The following is a 23284-nucleotide window of genomic DNA, read 5'->3' on the forward strand; positions in this document are numbered from 1 at the left end:
GCGCGGCCGCACGCGGCGACGTGGTGTGCTCCAACAGCGTCGGCAGGCCCTAGACCATGAGCGCCATACCCGACGACATCGCCGCCGATTTCATCGTCGAGGCCCAGGAGATCCTGGACCGCCTCGGCGAACAGCTGGTGTCGCTGGAGCAGGCGCCCACCGACGGCGAGCAGCTCAACGCGGTGTTCCGCGGCTTTCACACCCTCAAGGGCGGCGCCGGCTTCCTGTCGATCCACGCCATGGTCGAGCTGTGCCACGCCGCCGAGGACACCCTGGGGCAGGCGCGCGCCGGCCAGGTCCAGCTGCAGCCGCACCACTTCGACGCCGCCCAGCGTTCGCTGGACTACCTGCAGTCCATGCTCGACGCCTTCGCCGCCGGCGAGGAACCCCAGGCTGCGCCCGCCGACCTGATCGCCCAGTTCGGCACCCATGCCGCCCCAGCCGCGCCGTCGCCCGCGCCGGTGCCCGCCAAGCCGGCGTCCCCGGCCGCGGACAGCGAACTCATCAGCGACGACGAGTTCGAGGCCCTGCTCGACGAACTGCACGGCAAGCCCGGCGGCGCCACACCCGCCACCGCGGCCAAGCCCAGCGACGAGATCAGCGACGACGAATTCGAGGCGCTGCTGGACCAGATCCACGGTGCCGCCGCACCGGGCGCGCATGCCCCGGCGCCGGCCCCCGCCCCTGCCCCCGCGCCGGCCAGGCCCGCGGCTCCCTCGCCCAGGCCGCCGCCGCGGCCGCCGGCCGAGGCCGAGCACACCGTGCGCGTGGACACCAAGCGGCTGGACGCCATCGTCAACCTGATCGGCGAACTGGTGCTCTCGCGCAACCGCCTCAAGACCCTGCGCGCGCGCCTGCGCGACGAGGAACTGGACCGCGCGGTCAGCGGCCTGGACATCGCCACCGCGCGCCTGCAGTCGGCGGTGATGCGCACGCGCATGCAGCCGGTGGGCAAGGTGTTCGCGCGCTTTCCCAAGGTGGCGCGCGACGTCGCCCGCTCGCTGGACAAGGAAGTGGACCTGGAACTGGTCGGCGCCGAGACCGAGCTGGATCGCAACCTGGTCGAGGCCTTGGCCGACCCGCTGGTGCACCTGGTGCGCAACGCCATCGACCACGGCGTGGAGACGCCGGCCCTGCGCGAGGCCGCCGGCAAGCAGCGGGTCGGCCAGGTGCGGCTGTCGGCGCAGCAGGAAGGCGACTACGTCAGCATCGAGGTGCGCGACGACGGCGCCGGCATCGACCCGGAGCGGCTGCGGGTCAAGGCCCGCGAGAAGGGCCTGATCGACGCCGAGGCGGCGGCGCGGCTGACCACCGAGGAATGCCTGCACCTGATCTTCCTGCCCGGCTTCTCCACCAAGGCCGAGGTCACCGACATCTCCGGCCGCGGCGTCGGCATGGACGTGGTGCAGTCGCGCATCCGCGAGCTGAGCGGACAGATCCAGATCCAGTCCGAGCTCGGCCGCGGCAGCCGCTTCCTGATCCGCGTGCCGCTGACCCTGGCGATCCTGCCGACCCTGCTGGTGCAGGCCGGCGATCCGGTCTACGCGCTGCCGCTGGCGCGCGTGGTCGAGGTGCTGCATGCGCCCGACAGGTCGCTGGGCTGGTTCGACGGCCGCTCGGTGCTGGACCGCCAGTCCAACACCCTGCCGCTGGTGGACCTGCGGCAATGGATGGGCGTGCCGGCGACCACCACCGCGCTGCTGACCATCGTCGTGCTGCAGGCCGGCGAATCGCGCTTCGGCCTGGTGGTGGACCAGGTCCGCGGCCGCGAGGAAGTGGTGATCAAGCCGCTGCCCAAGTCGCTGCGCGGGCTCAAGGGCTACGCCGGCGCCACCCTGATCGGCGACGGCCGCATGGCGCTGATCCTGGACGTGGACGGGCTGCGCGGCTAGCCCGACCGCAGGAGCGACCTGTAGAGCGACCTGTAGGAGCGACTTCAGTCGCGATAAGGCTTTCCCGGTGGAGCCCGATCGCGACTGAAGTCGCTCCTGCGACCGCTCCCCCACCGCAGTGCCCGATCGGCCGCCCCCTCCCCGCCGGAATCCCGCCTCACGACGATGCCGCCTGCCGCTCCTGCGCACGGGCCTCCGCCTGCTGCCGGTCCTGCGCCGTCACCGAGGTCAGCCGTGCCAGCTTCGGCGCCAGCCACTGCCGCAGGTCGTCCATGCAGGCGAACACCACCGGCACGAACACCAGGCTGAGCAGCGTGGAGGTGAGCAGGCCGCCGATCACCGCCACCGCCATCGGCGCGCGGAAGCCGGCGTCGGCGCCGCCGCCGAACACCGCCGGCAGCATGCCCGCCGCCATCGCCAGGGTGGTCATGATGATCGGGCGGGCACGCTCGGCCCCGGACTGCAGCAGCGCCGGCGTGCGCGCCATCCCGGCGCGGCGCTTCTCGATGGCGAACTCGACCAGCAGGATGGAGTTCTTGGTGACGATGCCCATCAGCATCAGGATGCCGATCACCGCCGGCAGGTCCAGCGCCGCGCCGTAGAGCAGCAGCGCGCCGATCGCACCGCCCACCGACAGCGGCAGCGCGACGAGGATGGTGAGCGGCTGCAGGAAGTCCCGGAACAGCAGTACCAGCACGGCGAACACCATCAGCACGCCGAAGCCCATCGCGGTGCCGAACTTGGCGAACATCTCGGCCATGTACTCCGCATCGCCGTACTCGACCTGGCGCACGCCCGCGGGCAGTGCGCGCAACGCCGGCAGCGCGTCGATGCCGGCCAGCGCCTGGCCCAGGGTGAACCCCGGGACCAGGTCGGCGTCGACCGAGACGCGGCGCTGGCGGTCGAAGCGCTCGATGCGCGACGGGCCTTCGCCGAAGCGCAGCTCGGCCAGCGCATGCAGCGGCACGCTGCCGCCGTCGTCGCTGGCCACGCGCAGGCGGCGCAGGGTGTCCAGGTCGTCGCGGGCCGACCCGGCCAGCGCCACCCGCACCGGCACCTGGCGCTCGGCGAAGTCGAAGCGCGCCGAGTCGGCGTCGAGGTCGCCGACGGTGGCGATGCGCAGCGCCGTGCCGATCGCCAGCGGCGAGACCCCGGCGCGCGCCGCCTCGTCCAGGCGCGGCCGCACCTGCAGTTCCGGGCGCGGCAGCGGTTCCTCGACCTGCACGTTGGCCACTCCCGGCAGGTCGCGCATCTGCCGGCGCAGGGCATGCGCGGCGCCGGACAGGGCCGCTGGGTCGTCGCCGACCAGGATCACCGACAGCTCGCGCGCGGCGTTCTCGCCGCGGAAGGCGAAGCGCATGTCGGCGAAGCCGGCCAGCTGCCGCCGCAGCGCCTGCTCGAACTCCTTCTGGCCCAGCCGGCGCTGCCCGGCGGGCTTGAGCCGGATCAGCAGCTCGCCGCGGGCGACGTCCTCGCCGCCGGCGCTGGCGAACACCGCCGCCACTTCCGGCCGCCGGCCGATCGCCGTGGCGACGGCCTGCAGGCGCGCATCGGTCTGCGCCAGCGGCGTGCCCGGCGGCAGGCTGACGTCGAGCTGCGACAGGCCGCGGTCGCTGACCGGCAGGAAGCCCGAGGGCAGCAGCGGCACCAGCGCCAGCGAGACCGCGAGGAAGGCCGCGCCGGCCACCAGGGTGGCGCGGCGATGGCGCAGCGCCCAGTCCAGCAGGCCCAGGTAGCGCGCCAGCAGCCCGTGCGGCCCGGCCTCGGCCCTGCCGCGGCCGCCGTCCCTGGGCTGCATCAGGTAGGCCGCCAGCAGCGGCGTGCCCAGCCGCGCGACCAGCAGCGACGCCAGCACCGCCGCCGAGACGGTGACACCGAACTGGCTGAAGTACTGGCCGATGTTGCCGCCGATGAAGCTCACCGGCAGGAACACCGCGACGATGGTGGCGGTGATCGCCACCACCGCGAAGCCGATCGCGCCGGCGGCGTCGATGGCGGCCTGGAACGGGCGCTTGCCGCGGTCGAGGTGGCGGTCGATGTTCTCGATCTCGACGATGGCGTCGTCCACCAGGATGCCGACCACCAGCGTCAGCGCCAGCAGGGTGATGCTGTTGAGGGTGTAGCCCAGCCACAGCATCACCGCGAAGGTGGGCAGGATCGACAGCGGCAGCGAGATCGCCGCCACCAGCGTCGCGCGCCAGTTGCGCAGGAACAGCATCACCACCAGCACGGTCAGCGCCGCCCCCTCGAGCAGCGCGCTCATCGCCGCCCGGTAGCTGGCGCGGGTGTAGTCCACGGTGGTGGCGACCTGCTCGATGCGCACGTCGCCATGACTGCGCTGCAGCCCGGCGATGGCGGACTCCACGCCCTTGGCGACCACGGTATCGCTGGAGCCGCGGCTGCGGAACACGGCAAAGCCCACCACCTCGCGGCCGTCGAGCCGGGCCCGGGTGCGCGGCTCGGCGCTGGCATCGCTGACCGTCGCCAGTTCCGACAGCCTGGCCCGGCCTCCGTCCGGCAGCGCGATCGGGCGCTCGCCCAGCGCCTGGACGCTGGCGGCGCCGCCCAGGGTACGGATGGCCTGCTCGCGTCCGTCCAGCGTGGCGCGGCCGCCCGGCACGTCGATGTTGGACTGCGCCAGCTGCTGGTTGACCTGGCCGGCGGTGATACCCAGCGCCTGCAGGCGCTCGGGCCGCAGCTCGACCCGGATCTCGCGCCCCACCCCGCCCAGGCGCTGCACCTGCTGCACGCCCGGCGCGGCCAGCAGGGCACGGCTCACGGTGTCGTCGATGAACCAGGACAGCTCCGCCGGGCTGCGCCCGGGGGCGCTGACCGCGTAGTGGAAGATCGCGCCGCCTTCCACGTCCACGCGCGCGACCACCGGCTCCAGGATGGTCGGCGGCAGGTCGCCGCGCACCTGTGCCACCGCCTCGCGCACGTCGTTGCTGGCGCGGTCCGGATCGATGCCCAGCTGGAACTCGGCGGTGGTGACCGAGACGCCATCGGCCACGCTCGAACTCAGGTGGCGGATGCCGGCCAGGCCGGCGATGGCCGCCTCGACCCGGCGCGTCACCGCGTTCTCCAGTTCGCTGGGAGCCGCGCCCGGCTGGGCGATGCTGACGGTGACGACGGGGAAGCTCACGCTCGGGTTGGCGTTGACCGGCAACCTGACGAAGGCGCTCCAGCCGGCAACGGCCAGCACCAGGAACAGCACCAGGGTCGGGATCGGCCGGCGGATCGCCCACGACGACAGGTTCATGGCGTGCGTCCTTCCGCGGCGCCGCTGGCGGCGGCCGCCGCAACCACGTCGCCCTCGTGCACGAAGGCGGCGGCGTCGAGCACCACGCGCTCGCCGGGCTGCAGGCCGGCGAGGATCTCCAGCACGCCGCCGCCGCGCCGCCCCGGCACCACCACGCGCCGCGTCACCTGCCCGGCCGCGTCGACCCGCATCACCGAGGCCTCGCCGTCGGCGGCCACCGCCACCGCGCGCGCAGGCAATGCCAGCGCCAGCACCAGCGGCGGCAGCGCCAGCCGGGCCTCGGCGTAGCCGCCCGCGCGCAGGCCCTCGGCGCGGCGCAGGGCGATGCGTACCCGGCCCAGCCGCGTACGCGCATCGACCTCGGGCGTCAGCAGCCGGACCTCGCCGTCGAGGTCGGCCGGCAAGCCGTCCACTGCCACCCGCACCGGCATGCCGGGGGCGAGCAGCGCCAGCTCCGCGGCGGACGCCTCGCCGTCGAATTCGATCGCGCCGTCCTGGATCAGCCGGAACAGCGGCTCCGCGCCGGTCAGGGCGCCGACCCGCGCCGTGCGTGCGGCGATGACGCCATCGGCAGGCGCGAGGATGTCGGCCTTGCCGCGCTGGCTGCGGCTGTCGGCCACCTGCGCCTGCGCCTGTTCCATCTCGGCACGCGCGGCCTGCAGGCTGGCGGTGGCCGCGGCGGCGCGGGCGCGCTGCTCGTCGACCTGCTGCGCGCTGACCGATCCCGAGCGGCCCAGCGGCTCGATGCGCTGCAGGCTGGCGCGGGCTTCCTCGTCCAGCGCCTGCTGCTGGCGCAGCGCGGCGCGGGCACGCGCCAGCGCGGCCTCGGCCTGCCGCAGCTGCGCCTGCACGCCGTCGGCCTCCAGCCGCGCCAGCAGTTGGCCGCGCCGCACCACGTCACCGACCTCGGCATGCACCTCGGCCACCCGCTGCTCCTGCAGCGCGGTGCCGATGGCGATGTCCTCGCGCGCCACCAGGACGCCGCTCAGGTGCAATGGACGTGCCAGCGTCGCCGGCGCGGCGGTGGCCGTGCCGACCTGCAATGGCGCCTCGGCGGCGGCTGCCGGCGGCTTGCCGGACCAGGCGCGGACGACCAGTACCAGGGCCGCCAGCGCGAGCGCCACGGCCACCAGCCAGCGGCGCAGCCGGGGTGGAATCCTGGAAACAAGGGAAACGCGGGAACGATTCATCGGCATAGCTCGGAAAGGAAGCGGTTGCTTCCGGGCGCAAGTGGGTCCGCCAGCAATCGGGGCAAGGCGACAGCGGCGGCTGTCTGTTCATCACATCGAAACACCCCGGATCTCCCTTCTCCCGCTTGCGGGGGAAGGTGCCCGAAGGACGGATGGGGGTTGCCTGGAGCATGGGAAAGCCAGAGCAAAAGCCCCCCATCCGGCGCTCCGCGCCACCTTCCCCCGCAAGCGGGAGAAGGGAACTTGCCCATCGCTGTTCCGTGATGAGAGACGTTGCAGCAAGGGGGACTGCGCTTTGCATGGGATTCCCCTGGATTTCGACAGGCACGGCGATACCTGCGGCACCGCTGTCGGGTCGGTGCCGTGGGTGATCGGGACAAGGTCCGGCAGCGGCCGGGAGCCGGCGTTCCTAGCCGGGAGACGGCGCCAGGAAGCGGCGGATCATCCGCATCAGCACCGGGGCATGGCTCGCGGCGTCGAAGTCGGCATCCATCAGGGCCCGGCCCACCGCGCCATCGGCCAGCGCGATCAGCCAGGTGGCGGCCAGTTCCGGCTGCAGCTCCGGATCGACCTGCCCCCTGGCGATGCCGCGTTCGAGCAGTGCCACCAGGTCCGCCTTGACCCGCGCCTCGTTGGCCGCGAACAGCTTGCCGATCTCCGAGTTGCTCATGGCCTCGGCGGCGATCTCGATGCTGATGCGCGCATAGACCGGATCGGCCGACTGCTGCAGCAGCTCGCCGGCCAGTTGCTCGATGGCCGCCACGACATCGTCCTGCCCGGCCAGGCCGGCGAAGCGCTCCACCATCTCGCGCCGGTCGTCCTCGGCGATGGCGGCGATGACCGCCTGCTTGTTCGGGAAGTAGTGGAACAGGTTGCCGGGACTCATTCCGGCGGCGGCGCAGATCTCGTTGGTCGAGGTTCCGTGGAAGCCCTTGCGCGCGAAGCACGACAGCGCCGCCTCGATGATCTGGCGGCGCTTGGCCTCGTGCCTTGCCGGGTCGACTTTTCTCATCGCGTTCTCCGTATCCAGGGCGCTGGCCCTGCCTGCTTATTTACTAGACTAACTACTTAATCTATTATTTTGCCCGACGTGCCGCGTGTCAAGCGACGACGAACGAAAGGACAAGACAATGGACTACCGGCCCCCTGCCCGCTTCCGCTGCGCGGCCTGGCCGCTGGCATTGCTGGCCGGCGCCAGCCTGCTGGGCGGCTGCGTCTCGCTCGGCCCCCTGCCCGACCCGGTACAGCCGGTCGCGGCGCAATGGAGCAACCGTAACGCCGTGCCGGATACCCCGGGCACCGACCCGGCCAGATGGTGGGCGGGCTTCGACGATCCGGTGCTCGATGCCCTGGTCGCACGCACGCTGGCGCAGAACCTGTCGCTGGCCCAGGCCGGCCATCGCCTGCGCGCCGCGCGGGCGATGGTGCGGCCCGCATTGGCGCAGCGCTTTCCGCGGCTCGACGCCAACGCCGGCGGCCACCGCCAGCAGCGCCTGTCCGGCCCCGGCAACATCGACCTGAATCGCAGCGAGTTGCGCGCCGACGGCACGCCGCTGCTGCGCGAGGAAGCCCGCGCCAGCGGCTACTACCAGGCCGGCTTCGATGCCGCCTGGGAGATCGACCTGTTCGGCCGCGCGGCCGCCGCCGGCGATGCCGCGCGCGCGGCGGCCGATGGCGCCCTGGCCGACGCGGGCATGGCACGGGTATCGGTGGTGGCCGAGGTGGTGCGCAGCTACGTCGAACTGCGTGCCGCGCAGCGCCGCCAGGCCCTGCTGGCGCTGAACCTGGAGGACCAGAACCGGCTGGTCGCGCTGACGCGCGAACGCCGCGACGCCGGAATCGCCAGCGACCTGGAGGTGGACCGCAGCCTGGCCGCTGCCGCCGGCTCGGCGGCGCAGCTGCCCCTGCTGGGGCAATCCATCCGGCAGGCCGCCCAGCGCATCGCCGTGCTGACCGGCCAGGCCACGGTCGATCCGCAGTTGCTGCAGCCGGCTCCGCAGCCGTCGGCGGAGCACCTCTCCCTGACGCTGCTGCCGGCCGACCTGCTGCGTGTCCGGCCCGAGATCCAGCGCGCCGAACACGCGGTCGCGCAGGCCGGCGCGGAACTGGGCATTGCCGTCGCCGACCTCTACCCGCGCCTGAGCCTGGCGGGCGACCTGATCGCCAGCGGCAACCTGGTCGGCACGCCGCTGCCGGGGCACGCCAGCAATGCCACCGCGGGACTGTCGATCAGCATCCCCCTGCTGGACTGGGGTGCGCGCCGTGCCGTGGTGAATGCGCGCGAGGCCGAACTGGCCGCGGCGATCGAAGGCTACCGCCTGGCGGTGCTCGAAGGCATCGAGGAAACCGAGAACGCGCTGGCCGCGGTCGAGGCCGGACGCCGCCTAGCCGCCGAGGAGGCCATTCGCCTGCAGGCCACCCGGCGCGCCGCCGAGCATGCCGACATGCTGTACCGGCGCGGCATGGCCAGCCGGTTCGACACCCTCGACGCCGGCATCGCCCTGCGCCAGGCGCAGATGAGCGGCGCCGACGCCGCCGAGCAGCAGGCGCTGGCGGTAGTCGCGCTGCACAAGGCGGTGGGCGGCGCCAGCCTGGAGCCGGCGCACTGACCCGGCGATCCGAGTCCGTCCACATCCGGCGTGCAGGCGGCCAAAGGAAAAGCCGCGCAATGCGCGGCTTTCCCGGTCCAGCCAGTGGCGATGGATACCCGCCGGCTCAGGGCCGCCGCGCCAGCGCCTCGACGTCCTTGGCCTTGGGCAGCAGGTCCTGCTTGGTCACCCTCAGCGGCCCCATGGTCAGCAGCGGGCACGCCAGGAAGATCGACGACAGGGTGCCGACCACGCAGCCGATCATCTGCGTCAGCGCCAGCCCTTCCAGCGAGCCGCCGCCGTACAGATACAGCGCCAGCACCGACAGGAAGAACACCAGCGAGGTGATGATGGTGCGCGACAGCGTCTGGTTGATCGAGCGGTTCATCACCTCCAGCGGCTCCACCCGCAGGCTGCGGAAGTTCTCGCGCACGCGGTCGAACACCACGATGGTGTCGTTGATCGAGAAGCCCATCACCGACAGCAAACCGGCCAGCACGGTCAGGTCGAAGTCCTTGCCGCTGAGCGAGAAATACGCCGCGGTGACCACCACGTCGAACAGCGTGGTGATGCTGGCGACGATGGCGAACTTCATCTCGAAGCGGAACGCGATGTAGATCAGGAAGCCGACGATCACGAAGATCGCGGCGTACAGGCCGTTGCGGGCCAGCTCCTTGCCCACCTGCGGGCCGACGAACTCGTTGCGCAGCACCGTGGCCTGGTTGTCCGGCGTGGAGATCGCGGCCAGCACCTCCTGGGCGACGCGGTTGTTGGCCTCGGCGTTGTTGCTGGTCTCCTCGCCGTGCGGCTGCAGCCGCACCAGCAGGTCGGCACCGCTGCCGAAGTTCTGCACCTGGGCGCCGCCGTAGCCGGCCCGCTCCAGGCGCTCGCGCACGCCGTCCACGTCGGCCGGCTTCTCGAAGCGCGCCTCGATGACGGTGCCGCCGGTGAAGTCCAGCGCGTAGTTGAAGCCCTTGACCACGATCAGGCCGATGGAGGCGAACAGCACCAGCAGCGACAGCGCCACGGCGATGTGCCGGGTGCGCATGAAGTCGAACTTGGTGTTGTTCGGAATGAGGTGCAACGGGAAAAGTTTCATCGTTCGTTCTCTCCCGTCAGACGGCCAGGGACTTGAGCTTCTTGCGGCGTGCATAGACCAGCACGGCAATCGCACGCGATACGGTGATGGCGGTGAACATCGACGCCAGGATGCCGACGATCAGGGTCACCGCGAAGCCCTTCAGCGGACCGGTGCCGAAGGCGTACAGCGCCACGCCGGCGAGGATGCCGGTGAGGTTGGCGTCGAGGATGGTGCCCGAGGCCTTCTCGTAGCCGGCGACGATCGAGGCCTTGGGCGTCAACCCCAGCCTCAGTTCCTCGCGGATGCGCTCGTTGATCAGCACGTTGGCGTCCACCGACAGGCCGATCGACAGCGCCAGGCCGGCGAAGCCGGGCAGCGTCATCGTGGCACCGAACAGCGACAGCACCGCCACCACGATCAGCAGGTTCATCAGCAGTGCCAGCGAGGTGATCACGCCGAACATGCGGTAGTACACGGTGAAGAACACCAGGGTGAACACGAACGCGTACAGCACCGCGGTGACGCCGCGCTCGACGTTCTCCGCACCCAGGCTGGGGCCGACGATGCGCTCCTCGACGAAGTCCATCGGCGCGGCCAGCGAACCGGCGCGCAGCAGCTTGGACAGGTTGTCGGCCTCGGTCTTCTCCAGGCCGGTGGTGATGAACTGCTTGCCGAACACGCCATTGACGTTGGCGACCGAGATCACTTCCTCGTTGATGCGGAAGCTGCGCACCTCCTTGCCATCCACCATGTTCACGGTGGGGATGCGCTCGGTGTAGACCACCGCCATCGGCTTGCCGACGTTGGCGCTGGTGAAGTCGAACATCTTCTGCCCGCCGGCGTTGTTCAGGGTGACGCTGACCGCCGGCAGGCCGTTCTGGTCGGTGCTGACGGTGGCGTTGACCATCTGGTCGCCGGTGACGATGACGCGCTTGTTGAGCAGCACCGGCGCGCCGGAATCGCGCATCCGGTAGACCTTGGCCTCCGCCGGGATGTTGCCGCTGGCAATGGCGTCCTGGGCGTTGCCGGGGACCACCGCGCGGTATTCGAGGGTGGCGGTGGCGCCGATCATGCGCTTGGCCTCGGCGGTGTCCTGCACGCCGGGCAGCTGCACGACCACGCGGTCGTCGCCCTGGCGCTGGATGATCGGCTCGGCCACGCCCAGCGAGTTGACGCGGTTGCGCAGCGTGGTGATGTTCTGCTCGATCGCGCCGGAGGCGATCTGCGCCAGCTCGCTCTCGGGGATGGTCACGGTGATGCGGTTGCCGGCGATGCCGTAGCTCAGCGTCGGCTGCGACTTGGCCAGCACGTCGCGCGCACTCGCCGCGGCGCTGGCGCCGCCGGACGGGCTCAGCACCGCGACGATGCTGTGGTCGGGGCGGCGTTCCACCGACTGGTAGGCGATGCGGTTGTCGCGCAGGGTGACGCGGATGTCCTCGGCGTAGGCGTCGATGCGCTTTTCCAGCGCCGCCTTCTGGTCCACCTGCAGCACGAAGTGCACGCCGCCCTGCAGGTCCAGGCCCAGCACCATCGGCTTGGCGCCGATGTTGGTCAGCCAGTCCGGCACGGTCGAGGCCAGGTTCAGCGCGACGACGTAGTTCTCGCCGAGCTTGTCGCGCAGCACGTCGTTGGCGCGGGTCTGCGCATCCAGGCTGGGCAGCCGCACCAGCAGGCTGTCGCCCTCCTTGCTGACCGAGGTGGCGTCGACGCCGGCCTGCTTCAGGTCGGCCAGCACGCCGTCACGCAGGGCGTCGTCGATCTGCGCGCCGCGGTTGGCGGTGATCTGTACCGACGGGTCCTTCTGGTAGATGTTGGGCAGCGCGTACAGCACGCTGACCGCCAGCACGGCAAGGATGAGGAAATACTTCCAGCGGGGAAATTCGAGCATTGCGCAATCCCGCGCGGTGCCGGCCCGGCACCGCGCCCAGTAGGGGGGAGTCTTGGATCAGGCGGCGGACTTGAGCGTGCCCTTGGGCAGCACGTTGCCGATCGCGCCCTTCTGCACGCGCAGGCGCACGTTGTCGGCCACTTCCACGGTGATGAAGTTCTCGCCCACCTCGGTGACGACGCCGGCGATGCCGCCGGAGGTGATCACCTCGTCGCCGCGGTTGATCTTGTCCAGCATCGCCTTGTGCTCCTTCTGCCGCTTCATCTGCGGGCGGATCATCAGGAAGTACATCACCGCGATCAGCACGATCGGGAACAGCAGCGTGGTGAGCCCCATGCCGCCGGCCGGCTGGCCGCCGCCTGCGGCCTGCGCCTGGGCGGCGGGAATCAGGAAATCGAGCAGGTTCATCAGTTGCTTCCTATGGTTGGTCGGTGGCCCGCCTGTGCGGGCACCGGTGCATGCGGCCGCCCGGAGGCGGAAATCAAGCCGACGATTATGCCACGAGGTCGCCGCGGGAGGCCCAAGCGGGGCGCCACGGGACGCATCGCCGCACCTGCCGGGCACCGGCGGCCCCGTCCGCCGGCCCGGGCGGCACGGAACCGGGGCACCCGGGCGGCTTCCGCCGCCCACGCGCCTAGCCCGGGCCGTTCCCCTCGGCCGGCGCGGAGGGAACGGGGTTCCCGCCGCGGGCCGCATAGAAGGACTGGCGGAAGGCGGCAAAGGTTCCCGACTCGATCGCCGCGCGCATGTCGGCCATCAGCCTCTCGTAGTACCAGAGGTTGTGCAGGGTGCCCAGCATCGGCGCCAGCATCTCGTTGCAGCGGTCCAGGTGGCGCAGGTAGGCGCGGCTGTAGCCGTTGCGGCAGGCGTAGCAGCCGCAGCCCGGCTCGATCGGGTCGAGGTCGCGCTCGTAGCGGGCGTTGCGGATGCGCACCGTGCCGAAGGCGGTGAAATAGTGGCCGTTGCGGGCGTTGCGGGTGGGCATCACGCAGTCGAACATGTCCACGCCGCGGTACACGCCCTCCACCAGGTCCTCGGGCCGGCCCACGCCCATCAGGTAGCGCGGCCGGTCCGCCGGCAGCAGCGGGTGCAGGTGCTCGAGCATGGCGTTGCGCTCGTGCTCGGGCTCGCCCACCGCCAGCCCGCCGATGGCGTAGCCGTCGAAGCCGATCGCCTGCAGCCCCTCGGCCGAGCGGTCGCGCAGGGCCGGATGCACCCCGCCCTGGACGATGCCGAACAGCGCCGCGTCGTTGCCCAGCTCGTCGTGGGCGTTGCGGCTGCGCCGGGCCCAGCGCAGGCTCAGCTCCATCGAGCGGCGCGCCACCTCCTCGGTCGCCGGGTACGGGGTGCACTCGTCGAAGATCATCACCACGTCAGAGTCCAGCACCTGCTGGATGCGCATGCTCTCCTCCGGCCCCAGGAACACCCTGGAACCGTCGGTCGGCGCGGCGAAGGTCACGCCCTGCTCGGTGATCTTGCGCCGGTGCGCCAGCGAGAACACCTGGAAACCGCCCGAGTCGGTCAGGATCGGCCCGTCCCAGCGGGCAAAGCCGTGCAGGCCGCCGTGGTCGCCGATCACCTCCAGCCCCGGGCGCAGGTACAGGTGGAAGGTGTTGCCCAGGATCATCTCCGCGCCCAGCTCGCGGATCTGCTCGGGCAGCACGCCCTTGACCGAGCCGTAGGTGCCCACCGGCATGAAGGTCGGCGTCTGCACGGTGCCGCGCGGGAAGGTCAGCTGGCCACGGCGGGCGCGGCCATCGGTGGTGCGGAGCTGGAACTGGAGTCGGGACATTGAGGGGTCGGGATTTGGGATTCGGGATTGGGGATTTGCAAGAGCGAACGCGGGCGAGGTTCTACGAATCCCCAATCCCGACTCCCGAATCCCCGCTCCACAGCAGCATCGCATCGCCGTAGCTGAAGAAGCGGTAGCGCTGCTCGATGGCATGGCGGTAGGCGGCGAAGATGCGCTCGCGGCCGGCGAAGGCCGAGACCATCATCAGCAGCGTGCTTTCCGGCAGGTGGAAGTTGGTCACCATCGCATCGATGCTGCGGATGCGGTAGCCCGGCGTGATGAAGATGCGCGTCTCGCCGGCGAACGGCTGCAGTTCGCCGTCCTGCAAGGCGCTTTCCAGCGCCCGCACCACGGTGGTGCCCACCGCGACCACCCGGCCGCCGGCGGCGCGGGTACGGCGCACCTGCTCCACCAGCGGCGCGTCCACGTGCAGCCGCTCGCTGTGCATGACGTGCTGGTCGATGTCCTCCACCCGCACCGGCTGGAAGGTGCCGGCGCCGACATGCAGGGTGACGTAGCCGACCTCCACGCCGCGCTCGCGCAGCCGGGCCAGCAGCGCCTCGTCGAAATGCAGGCCCGCGGTGGGTGCGGCCACCGCGCCGGTCTCGCGGGCGAACACGGTCTGGTAGCGCACCCGGTCGGCCGCCTCGGGCTGGCGGTGGATGTACGGCGGCAGCGGCAGCCGGCCGGCCTCGGCCAGCCAGGGCTCCAGCGGCCCGCCTAGGTGGAACTGCAGGACGTAGAACTCGCCGTCGCGGTCCAGCACTTCCGCCTCGCCGCCGGCATCCAGGGCGATGCGGGCGCCGGCCTTGGGCGACTTGCTCACACCCAGCTGCGCGCGCGCGCGATCCTCGCCGAGCAGCCGTTCGATCAGGATCTCCACCCGCCCGCCGGTGGCCTTGTGGCCGAACAGCCGCGCCGGGATCACCCGGGTGTCGTTGAACACCAGCAGGTCGCCCGGCTGCAGCAGGCCGGGCAGGTCGCGCACCTGGCGGTCGGCGAAGGCGGCCGGCGCCGGCGGCACCACCAGCAGGCGGCTGGCCGAACGCTCGGCCAGCGGCTCCTGCGCGATCAGTTCCTCGGGCAGGTCGTAGTGGAAATCGGACTTCTTCAAGGTGGGGGCGGGAAACCGGGGGCGGGCATTGTAGCTGGGGGGCGGGGATTCGGGATTCGGGATTCGGGATTCGGGATTGGGGATTGGGGATTGGGGATTGGGGATTGGGGATTCGCAAAAGCGTGAAGCCGCCTCGGAGCGTGAACTGCCGCTCTTGCCAATCCCCAATCCCGAATCCCCAATCCCCGCCCCTCACCGCTCGAACTTGGTGGACAACACGATCGACGACGTGGTGCGCTCGACGCCGTCGATCGCGCCGATGCGGTCGGTCAGCACGTCCATCTCGCCGACCGTGGGCACCACGCCCAGCGCGATCAGATCGTGCGCGCCGCTGACCGAATGCAGCGCGCGCACCTCCGGGATCGCGTGCAGCGCCTTGACCACCGCGGTCATGTGCTTGGGCAGCACGGTGATCATGATGTGCGCGCGGATGCGGCCGCGCTCGTAGTCGTCGTGGACGCGGACGGTATAGCCGCTGATGATGCCCTGCTGCTCCAGCCGGTCGATGCGGCTCTGCACCGTGGTGCGCGACAGCCCCAGCCGGCGCGCGATCTGCGCGGTGGAGGCGCGGGCATCCTCGCGCAACAGCGAAAGCAGTTGTTCTTCGGCGGGAGTGGCTTTCATTTCGATCGATACCTGTCGTCGAATCGACGAAATAATCCGGTTCAATGCACGAATCATAGCTGCCAAACGACGACACGCTCCAGTTAAGTTAGGAGACGAGTCCCCCGCAGCCGCCCGCACAGCCCTGTGCGGGGATCAAGACGCCACGAACCCGGAGAGCCGCATGTCCCTCATCGACACCCTCGCCCCGTTGCGCGCCCATGCCGGCGCCCGCCTCACCCACGGCCTGGACGATGCCACCATCGAGCGACTGGGCCGGACCCACCCGACGCTGCGGCAGGCCGTCGAGGCCGCCGCCGCCGAGTACCTGCGGCTGAAGGACGAGTTCGCCGATCTGCTCGACCGCGACGAGGAGGCACAGGTCCGCGCCGTCCAGGCCGGGTTCGTGAACTTCTATGCCGAGGACGCGGTACAGCCCTACGTCGCCCTCGCCGCGCGCGGGCCGTGGCTGGTCACGCTCAAGGGCGCGGTGCTGTACGACGCCGGCGGCTACGGCATGCTCGGCGCAGGCCACACGCCGGAAACCGTGCTGGCGGCGCTGGCCAGGCCGCAGGTGATGGCCAACATCATGACCCCGAGCCTGGCGCAGCTGCGCTTCGACAAGGCGCTGCGCACGGAGATCGGCCATTCGCGCGCGCAGGGCGGCGGCTGCCCGTACACCAGGTTCATGTGCCTGAACTCCGGTTCCGAGGCGGTGGGCCTGGCCGGACGCATCGCCGACATCAACAGCAAGCTGGCCACCGACCCGGGCGCCGCGCATGCCGGCCGCGCGATCAAGCGGGTCGTGGTCAAGGGCAGCTTCCATGGCCGCACCGAACCGCCGGCGCGCTACTCCGACTCCTCGCGCAAGAGCTACCTGCAGCACCTGGCCAGCTACCGCGGCGAGGATTCGCTGATCGCCATCGCCCCCTACGACGTGGCCGCGCTGGAACGCGCCTTCGCCGACGCCGAGGCCAACGGCTGGCACATCGAGGCGCTGTTCCTGGAGCCGGTGATGGGCGAAGGCGACCCAGGCCGCGCGGTGCCGGTGGAGTTCTACGCCGCCGCACGGCGCCTGAGCCGCGAGCACGGCAGCCTGTTCCTGGTCGATTCGATCCAGGCCGGCCTGCGCGCGCAGGGAGTGCTGTCGATCGTCGACTACCCCGGCTTCGAGGATCAGGACGCGCCGGACATGGAGACCTATTCCAAGGCGCTCAACGCCGCGCAGTTCCCACTCTCGGTGCTGGCGCTGAACGAGCGCGCCGCCGGCCTGTACCGCAAGGGCGTGTACGGCAACACCATGACCTCCAACCCGCGCGCGCTGGACGTGGCCTGCGCCACGCTGGCGCTGCTGACGCCGCAGCTGCGCGAGAACATCCGCGCCCGCGGCGAGCAGGCGGTGCGCAAGCTGGAGGCGCTGAAGAAGGAGCTGGGCGGACTGATCACCGGCGTGCAGGGCACCGGCCTGCTGTTCTCCTGCGAACTGGCGCCGCAGTTCAAGTGCTACGGCGCCGGCTCGACCGAGGAGTGGCTGCGCCGGCACGGCCTGAACGTGATCCATGGCGGTGCCAACTCGCTGCGCTTCACCCCGCACTTCGCCATCGACGAGGCCGAGCTGGACCTGCTGGTCGGGCTGGTCGGGCGTGCGCTGCGCGAAGGCCCGCGGCGGGAGCAGGCCGCGGCGGCGTAGGCGCGTGGAGCGGAGCTTGCTCCGCTGCTTTTGCCGGTAAAGCCCCAGCGGAGCAAGCTCCGCTCTACGGGGATCTGTCCTGCCGCTCGCCGAACCTTTGCAGCGCCTCGCCGATCAGCCGCCGCGCCTCGGCGGCGTCGCCCCAGCCGTGCAGCTCGACCGGATTGCGCCCCTTCGGCAGGTCCTTGTAGACGCGGAAGAACGCCTCGATGCGCTCGCGCTCGGCTTGCGGCAGGTCGCCCAGGTCGCGGATACCGGCGTAGCTGGGATCGACCTTGTCGGTGGGCACGCCGACGACCTTCTCGTCGTGCTCGCCGGCGTCGATCATGCGCAGCACCCCGATCGGGCGGAAGCGGATCAGCACGCCCGGGTACAGCGGCTCGCGGGTCAGCACCAGCGCATCGAGCGGATCGCCATCGCCGGCCAGCGTGCGCGGCATCGAGCCGTAGTTGGCCGGGTACGCCACCGGCATCGACTGGAAGCGGTCGACGAACACCAGCCCGTCCTCGCCGATCTCGTACTTGGTGAAGCTGCCGGCCGGGATCTCCACCGCCAGGTTCACCTCATCCGGCGCGGTCGCCGGCTGCGCGGCCAGGAACGGGTGGCGGACGTGGTCGTCACCCTGCGCCGTCGCCACGGCGAGCAGCAGGCCCAGCAGCAGCGGGCGGATCGTTCGTTTCCTGGTCATGGGATTTCCTCGCAAACCACGTGTGAGTCCGGATCCGTCGTTCCCGCGAAGCGGGACTCGGTGCTAGGCGGCAGCGCGTATCAAGTCGCCCGGTCTCCGCCTTCGCCTGCTTATTAATCCAACAGCAGCTGAAAGCTCCCTTCTCCCGCTTGCGGGGGAAGGTGCCCGAAGGGCGGATGGGGGCTGCCTGGAGCATGGGAAAGCCACAGCAAAAGCTCCCCCCATCCGGCGCTGCGCGCCCCCTTCCCCCGCAAGCGGGAGAAGGGAAGCGGCCTGTCCGCCATCGAAGACATCCCCGGGAGCCGACGCCATCCGGAGCCACCGCAACGGACTCCCGGTCATTCCCAGCAGCGGTCCGCCCTGCCCTTCGGCGACACCGCCCGGGCGCAGTCGCGCGGGGCGATGCGGCCTTCCTCGTGCTCGACCAGGCGCTTGCCGGCGCCGTCGCGGACCAGTTCGAAGGCGTCGTACAGCCGCCCGGTGGCGGTGCGCGACTCGTAGGCCAGCCGCTGCGGGTCGATCCGCAGCACCTGGTACAGCTGGGTGTCCTCGGCGACCGGCTTCATCGTCCGCCGCGCATGCTGCGATAGCCGGTACTGCTTGGGCCCGGCCACCGACACCACGAACACCGGCGTGGACGCACTGCCCTCGTCGCTGCGGCGACCATAGGTGTGGTCGTGGCCCTGCAGTACCAGGTCCACCTTGTGCCGGCGGATCACAGGCAGCACCTGCTCGGCCAGCTTCGCGTTCTCGCGCGCCGCGTTGGGCGAATAGAACGGCTGGTGGACCATCACGATCGACCATGGATGCGGATTGTCGGCCAGCACCTTGTCCAGCCACGCCGCCTGCGCCGCACCGGTGCCCAGGTCCAGCGCCGAGGTGCCGTCGAGCACGGCGACGCGCACGCCCTGGTAGTCGAACCAGTAGCTGGTACCGTCCGCCGCCGGCGCGCCGTTGCGCGGCAGCGCGAACGTCGCCGGCCAGTGCCGGCCGAGCACGCGGCGCTCCTGCGGGGTGTCCTCGAACTCCTCGAAGTACTCGTGGTTGCCCGCCGCCGGCGCCACCGCGGTGCCTTCCAGCAGCCAGCGCCCGGCCTCGAACCACTCGCCCCACTCGCTGTCGTCGGCGCCGTCGCCACCGCTGACCAGGTCGCCGGCGAACAGCGCCAGCCGCGCATCCGGCGTGCTGCGCCAGGCCTGGCGGATCACCCGCGAGACATGGCTGAGATTCTTGTTCTGGGTGTCGCCGAAGTACAGCAGGGTCAGCGGCGCGCCGGCCGCGGCGGCGGTGCGGAAATGGGTCCACGCACCCCAGGTATCCGCGCCCTGCACCCGGTAGGCGTACAGCGTGTCCGGCTGCAGCCCGTCGATGTCGGCGCGGTGGTGGTGCGAGAGGCCGTTCTCGCTCTCCAGCACGGTGGTCGCGGCGACGATGCGGCGCGGCGTGCCCAGGTCGGGCGAGTCGCCGGCCACCACCAGTTCCAGCAGCGGCTTCTCGACCGAAGCATCGGTCCGCCACATCACCGCGAAACCGTGCGCGCCGTCCTGCGCCGGCGAGGCGACGATGCGGTCGGGAAAGCCGCTGGCGGCATAGTGCCGGCTCGACGCCGGCACCTGGGTGTTGGGCTCGGCTGCCGGCGCGGCAGTGGCGAACGCCGATGCCAGCGCCAGCAGCAGCGCCCCGCCCCATCCCCTGGGATGCCTGCGCCTCACTGCGCGCATTCCTTCAGCGCCAGCGCCTTGGCGACGTCGCGCCAGTCGAACGCCGCCACCGCCTGGTCGTCGTGCAGCGCGTAGAACACGCCCTGCGGGAAGCGCGCGTCGCCATGCATGTCCAGCCACACGCCGTCGGTATTGGCGGTGACCTTGCCGGCGAACGCGCCGACGTGCTCCAGCGTCTGCCGGTCGAACACGTGGAACAGACTGCGGTCCTTGAACTGGTCGGTGCCGATCCAGTAGCCGCTGCCGTCGGCGCAGGCCTGCAGCGCGATGCCCTCGGCCTGCGCCTTGTACAGGTCGGCGCCGATGTCGCGGCCGCGGTACCTGCCGTCGGCCAGGCCGTACTCGCGCAGCCGGGTGCCGACTGCGGTGTCCTCCTCGGCCAGCAGCAGGCGATCGTGCGCGGGATCGCCGAACACCGACTCGGCGATGCGGATCGCGCCCGCCTCGCCGGTGTCGCCGAAGCTCTGCAGCAGCCGCGCGCTCCAGGTCCCACCCTGCTCCTGCAACTGGTAGCGGCGGAAGCGGTGGCCGAGGTCGGCCAGCGGCGGCACCGTTTCCTCGTCGGCGCCGAGCATGTAGTTGTCGCTGACGACGACCTCGATGCCGCCGTCCTTCTCGCGTGCCCACAGCCCGTAGGGCTTGCCCAGGTCCTCGGCGCCGAACGTCAGCAGCGATTCGAATCCCGGCAGCGAGAACACCTGCACGCGATGGTTGTCGCGCTCCACCACCAGCACCTTGTCGCCGACCACGGCGATGCCGTTGGGCCGGTCCAGCTGCCCGGGGGCGCTGCCCTTGCCGCCGACGCTGCGCAGGCGCTGCCCGCTGTCGCCGTCGAACACCACCAGCTCGCCGCTCTTCTTGGCGGTGGTGATGACCCAGCGCTTGCCGTCCGGCGCGATCCAGCTCGCCGGCGAGTCGAGGTTGTCGGCCGGGCTCGCGGCGGTGACGAAGGCCTCGGCCACCACCTCGTGCGGGACCTGGGCCTCGCTCAGCAGCGGATCCTTCTCGGCCTGCTCGTCCGGTTCGCGGTCGGCGGCCGCAGCCGCGGCTGGCGCGCTCGCCGGCGCAACCTCGGCCTGCGGCGCCCTGCTGCAGGCCACGGCCAGGCCGCAGGCCAGCGCCAGCGTGCCCAGGCGCAGGATAGACACAGCCGCCCTCACAGCTTCACCCGGATGCCGACGGCGTAGGTACGGCCGTACTCCTCGTACTGCTGGGTATGCGAGCGCGTGCCCTGGTAGCGTTCCAGCGGCTTGTCGAGCAGGTTGGAGGCGTCGAAGTAGAGCTGCACGTTGTCGGTGACCTGGTAGTCGAGGCTGAAATCGAGCTGGGTGTTCGGTGCCACGAAGATATCGTAGTCGCGGGCCTTGCCCAACTCGTCCAGGTACTCGCTGCGGTGCACCGCCGACAGCCGCGTGGAGAAGCCGTTCTTCTCGTAGCCGAGGAAGGCGGTGTAGACGTTCTTGGAGGCGCGCGGCAGGCTGAAGTCCTCGCCGGCGCGGCCATCCAGGCCCGGGTCGAAATCGGTATGCAGCCAGGTGCCGCTGACGCCACCGAGCAGGCCGTCCCAGCCTTCCGGCAGGAAGTCGAACTGCTGCTGCCAGTTGAACTCGGCGCCGTAGACCTTGGCCTTGTCGCCGTTGATCGCCGTGCTGACGTCGTAGCCGACATAGGCCGGATCGTTGTTGCTCACGGTCTCGACGATGTAGCCGTCGATCGACTTGTGGAACAGGCCCAGCGAGACGATGCCGCTCTTGCCCAGGTACTTCTCGAACGACAGGTCGACGTTGGTCGACTCGTACGGATCGAGGTTCGGATTGCCAAGCTCGACCTCGCGGTCGGCGTTGTTGATGGTCGCGTGCGGGGCGATCTGGCCGAAGCCCGGGCGCGAGACGGTCTTGTTGACCGCACCGCGCAGCACCCAATCGTCGCCGCTGTCCCAGCGCAGGTGCAGGCCCGGCAGCACGTTGGTGTAGCTGGTGCTGGCCTCCAGCGGGCTCACCGCGAAGGACTCGTCGTCGGCGACGGAGACCTCGTTGCCGGTCGCCTTGAACTGGGTGTTCTCCACGCGCACGCCGGCGATCAACCGCAACGCGCCGATGTCCCAGGTGCCCATCGCGTAGGCGGCAAGGATGTCCTCCTTGGCGGCATAGTCCTCCGACAGCAGGCTCACCGCGTTGCTGCTGGCATCGCCCTCGTCGGCGCTGTACAGGTGGCCGTACTGCGCCCAGTAGGCGCGCATCGCCGAGGAGCTGAGCGCCTCGCCCAGGCTGTTGCGACGGTGCGAGGGCGGCGCCACGGTCCAGCCGGACAGATCGATGTCGGGCCCCTCGGACAGCTCGGTCTCGTTCTTGTCGACGTTGCGCTCGCGCCAGCGCCCGAGCAGGCCGAACTTGTAGCTGGCGTTGTCGCCGTCGAAGCGCACGTTGACCTTGGCGCTGTACTCGTCGTCGTCGGTGCGGCCGGGCGAGAGCACGACCTTGTCGAACTCGTAGTTGCCGTTGGAGATCCAGTCGTCGCTGGACAGGCCGATCACCGGGATCCTGCCGTTCTGGTCGATGGTGGCGTCGAGATCGTCGCCGCCGTACTCGAAGCGCCCCTCCATCTCGTCGTTCACCCGCTCGCGGGTCTTGGTGTAGCCGGCCTGGTAGTCCAGCACCGCGCCGTCGAAGCGGTTCTCGCCGCCGAGGCTGGCCGCCAGCGTGTCCTGCTTCTTGGTGCGGTAGCGCACCCGCTTGGTGATCTCGTCGACCGGCGCCGAATAGGTGCCGTCGCCGCTGGCCTCGACATCGTCGGTATCGAAGGCGATCACCGTGTTCTGGCGGGTCTCGGCATCCTGGTAGTCGCTGAACAGCGTGCGCAGGTAGTAGCGGTTGTCCTCGTCCGGGCGCCAGTCGAGGTTGAGGTTGGCGCCGACCCGCTTGCGGTCCACGTAGTACTTGCGGCGCTGCTGCTCTATCATGACCATGTCGCCGTTGCCGATCTCGTCGTACTCGCCCTCGGTGTTGTCGGACTGGAACTCGCGGTCCTGGTAGTTCACGCCCAGCGCCACGCCGAAGGTGTTGTCGGCGAACATGTCGCTGTAGTTGAACGAGGCCTTGGGGCTGGTCTTGCCGCTGAGCTGCTGGCGGTTGGCTTCCAGCTTGCCGCGGATGCTGCGGCCGTCGCGGTCGAACGCCGAGGCCGACTCGACCAGGATCGCGCCGCCGATGGAGTCGCCGGGCATGTCCGGGGTCGGCGACTTGACCACCTTGAGCCGCTCGGTGGACTCGGACGGAATCAGGTCCATCGGCGCGGCGCGGTTGTCGCTCTCCGGGGTGCCGATCGCGACGCCGTCGACGCTGACGCTGTTCAGCGCCGCATCCAGGCCGCGCACCACCACGAAGCGGCCCTCGCCCTGGTCGCGGGTGACGCTGACGCCCGGCAGGCGCTGCAGCGACTCTGCCACGTTCTGGTCGGGGTAGTCGCCCACCTCGTCGGCCGAGACCGCGTCGAGGATGGCGTCGGACTCGCGCTTGAGGTCCACCGCGCGTGCCTGCGCCTCCAGCTGCGGACGCACCTCGATGCGGTCAAGGTCGGTGGCGGCGACCGCCCCCGCCGCCGCGACAGCGCCACCGGCCTGCTCCGCGTCGGCAGCGGCGGAGAGGAATGCCAGCGACAGCGACATTGCGATGTAGAGCGGTTTTCTAGCGGACACGGGCCATTCCGGATGTGAAGAATGGTTGGGTACACTATGGCGGTCCGGTTTCAATCGCATGACACTCCGCTGCCGCCTGCGGCA

The 23284-nt window shown here is 70.8% G+C and carries 16 protein-coding genes; 3 read left to right on the top strand and 13 right to left on the bottom strand.

Annotated elements, in window-relative coordinates; translation table 11 throughout:
• The first annotated feature begins 56 nt into the window (after positions 1–56).
• Positions 57–1892, top strand: a complete 1836-nt coding sequence (locus LRX76_RS13620) for a chemotaxis protein CheA (protein ID WP_231806118.1) — start codon at positions 57–59, stop codon at positions 1890–1892.
• Positions 1893–2049: 157 nt separating this feature from the next.
• Here the strand turns inward: LRX76_RS13620 and LRX76_RS13625 are convergent, their stop codons facing one another.
• From LRX76_RS13625 to LRX76_RS13635, 3 genes are all read right to left on the bottom strand, one after another.
• Positions 2050–5151, bottom strand: a complete 3102-nt coding sequence (locus tag LRX76_RS13625; RefSeq protein WP_231806120.1) for an efflux RND transporter permease subunit — start codon at positions 5149–5151, stop codon at positions 2050–2052.
• Entirely contained in the window at positions 5148–6341 is a 1194-nt protein-coding gene (locus LRX76_RS13630; protein ID WP_231806122.1) for an efflux RND transporter periplasmic adaptor subunit, read from the bottom strand. Before LRX76_RS13630 ends, LRX76_RS13625 begins: the two co-directional genes overlap by 4 nt.
• A gap of 409 nt (positions 6342–6750) precedes the next feature.
• Entirely contained in the window at positions 6751–7353 is a 603-nt protein-coding gene (locus LRX76_RS13635) for a TetR/AcrR family transcriptional regulator (RefSeq protein WP_231806124.1), read from the bottom strand.
• 118 nt (positions 7354–7471) lie between these two features.
• On the opposite strand from LRX76_RS13635, the gene LRX76_RS13640 reads away from it, so the two are divergent.
• Complete coding sequence (locus LRX76_RS13640) at positions 7472–8950, top strand: efflux transporter outer membrane subunit (RefSeq protein WP_231806126.1); 1479 nt, start codon at positions 7472–7474, stop codon at positions 8948–8950.
• Between the two features lie 106 nt (positions 8951–9056).
• On the opposite strand, the gene secF is transcribed toward LRX76_RS13640, so the two are convergent.
• From secF to LRX76_RS13670, 6 genes are all read right to left on the bottom strand, one after another.
• The gene (gene secF, locus LRX76_RS13645; protein ID WP_231806128.1) at positions 9057–10028 is read right to left on the bottom strand and encodes a protein translocase subunit SecF; all 972 of its coding nucleotides are present in this window, start codon (positions 10026–10028) and stop codon (positions 9057–9059) included.
• Positions 10029–10044: 16 nt separating this feature from the next.
• Positions 10045–11898: a protein translocase subunit SecD gene (gene secD, locus LRX76_RS13650; RefSeq protein ID WP_231806130.1), complete on the bottom strand. Its 1854-nt coding sequence runs from the start codon at positions 11896–11898 to the stop codon at positions 10045–10047.
• A 57-nt stretch (positions 11899–11955) separates the two neighbouring features.
• Positions 11956–12306, bottom strand: a complete 351-nt coding sequence (gene yajC / locus LRX76_RS13655) for a preprotein translocase subunit YajC (RefSeq protein WP_231806132.1) — start codon at positions 12304–12306, stop codon at positions 11956–11958.
• Between the two features lie 226 nt (positions 12307–12532).
• Positions 12533–13690, bottom strand: a complete 1158-nt coding sequence (gene tgt, locus LRX76_RS13660) for a tRNA guanosine(34) transglycosylase Tgt (protein WP_231806134.1) — start codon at positions 13688–13690, stop codon at positions 12533–12535.
• 61 nt (positions 13691–13751) lie between these two features.
• Positions 13752–14804, bottom strand: coding sequence for a tRNA preQ1(34) S-adenosylmethionine ribosyltransferase-isomerase QueA (gene queA / locus LRX76_RS13665; protein ID WP_231806136.1), 1053 nt, complete (start codon positions 14802–14804; stop codon positions 13752–13754).
• A 192-nt stretch (positions 14805–14996) separates the two neighbouring features.
• Entirely contained in the window at positions 14997–15428 is a 432-nt protein-coding gene (locus LRX76_RS13670) for an Lrp/AsnC family transcriptional regulator (RefSeq protein WP_231806138.1), read from the bottom strand.
• 163 nt (positions 15429–15591) lie between these two features.
• Between LRX76_RS13670 and LRX76_RS13675 the strand changes: the two genes are divergently transcribed.
• Positions 15592–17097 (top strand): aminotransferase class III-fold pyridoxal phosphate-dependent enzyme, encoded by a 1506-nt coding sequence (locus LRX76_RS13675; RefSeq protein WP_231806140.1) that lies wholly within the window; start codon positions 15592–15594, stop codon positions 17095–17097.
• Positions 17098–17161: 64 nt separating this feature from the next.
• Here the strand turns inward: LRX76_RS13675 and LRX76_RS13680 are convergent, their stop codons facing one another.
• The 4 genes from LRX76_RS13680 to LRX76_RS13695 form a co-directional block, all read right to left on the bottom strand.
• On the bottom strand, positions 17162–17785 hold the full coding sequence (locus LRX76_RS13680; protein WP_231806142.1) for an inorganic diphosphatase: 624 nt from the start codon (positions 17783–17785) through the stop codon (positions 17162–17164).
• Positions 17786–18123: 338 nt separating this feature from the next.
• Complete coding sequence (locus LRX76_RS13685; protein WP_231806144.1) at positions 18124–19497, bottom strand: metallophosphoesterase family protein; 1374 nt, start codon at positions 19495–19497, stop codon at positions 18124–18126.
• Positions 19494–20612 carry a phytase gene (locus LRX76_RS13690; RefSeq protein ID WP_231806236.1) on the bottom strand — a complete coding sequence of 373 codons (1119 nt, stop codon included), beginning with the start codon at positions 20610–20612 and terminating at the stop codon, positions 19494–19496. The genes LRX76_RS13685 and LRX76_RS13690 overlap by 4 nt, the downstream gene beginning before the upstream one ends.
• 50 nt (positions 20613–20662) lie before the next feature.
• On the bottom strand, positions 20663–23200 hold the full coding sequence (locus LRX76_RS13695) for a TonB-dependent receptor (RefSeq protein WP_231806146.1): 2538 nt from the start codon (positions 23198–23200) through the stop codon (positions 20663–20665).
• Between the last annotated feature and the right edge of the window lie 84 nt (positions 23201–23284).

It is taken from the genome of Stenotrophomonas sp. MMGLT7, assembly GCF_021168555.1.
Classification (GTDB): domain Bacteria; phylum Pseudomonadota; class Gammaproteobacteria; order Xanthomonadales; family Xanthomonadaceae; genus MMGLT7.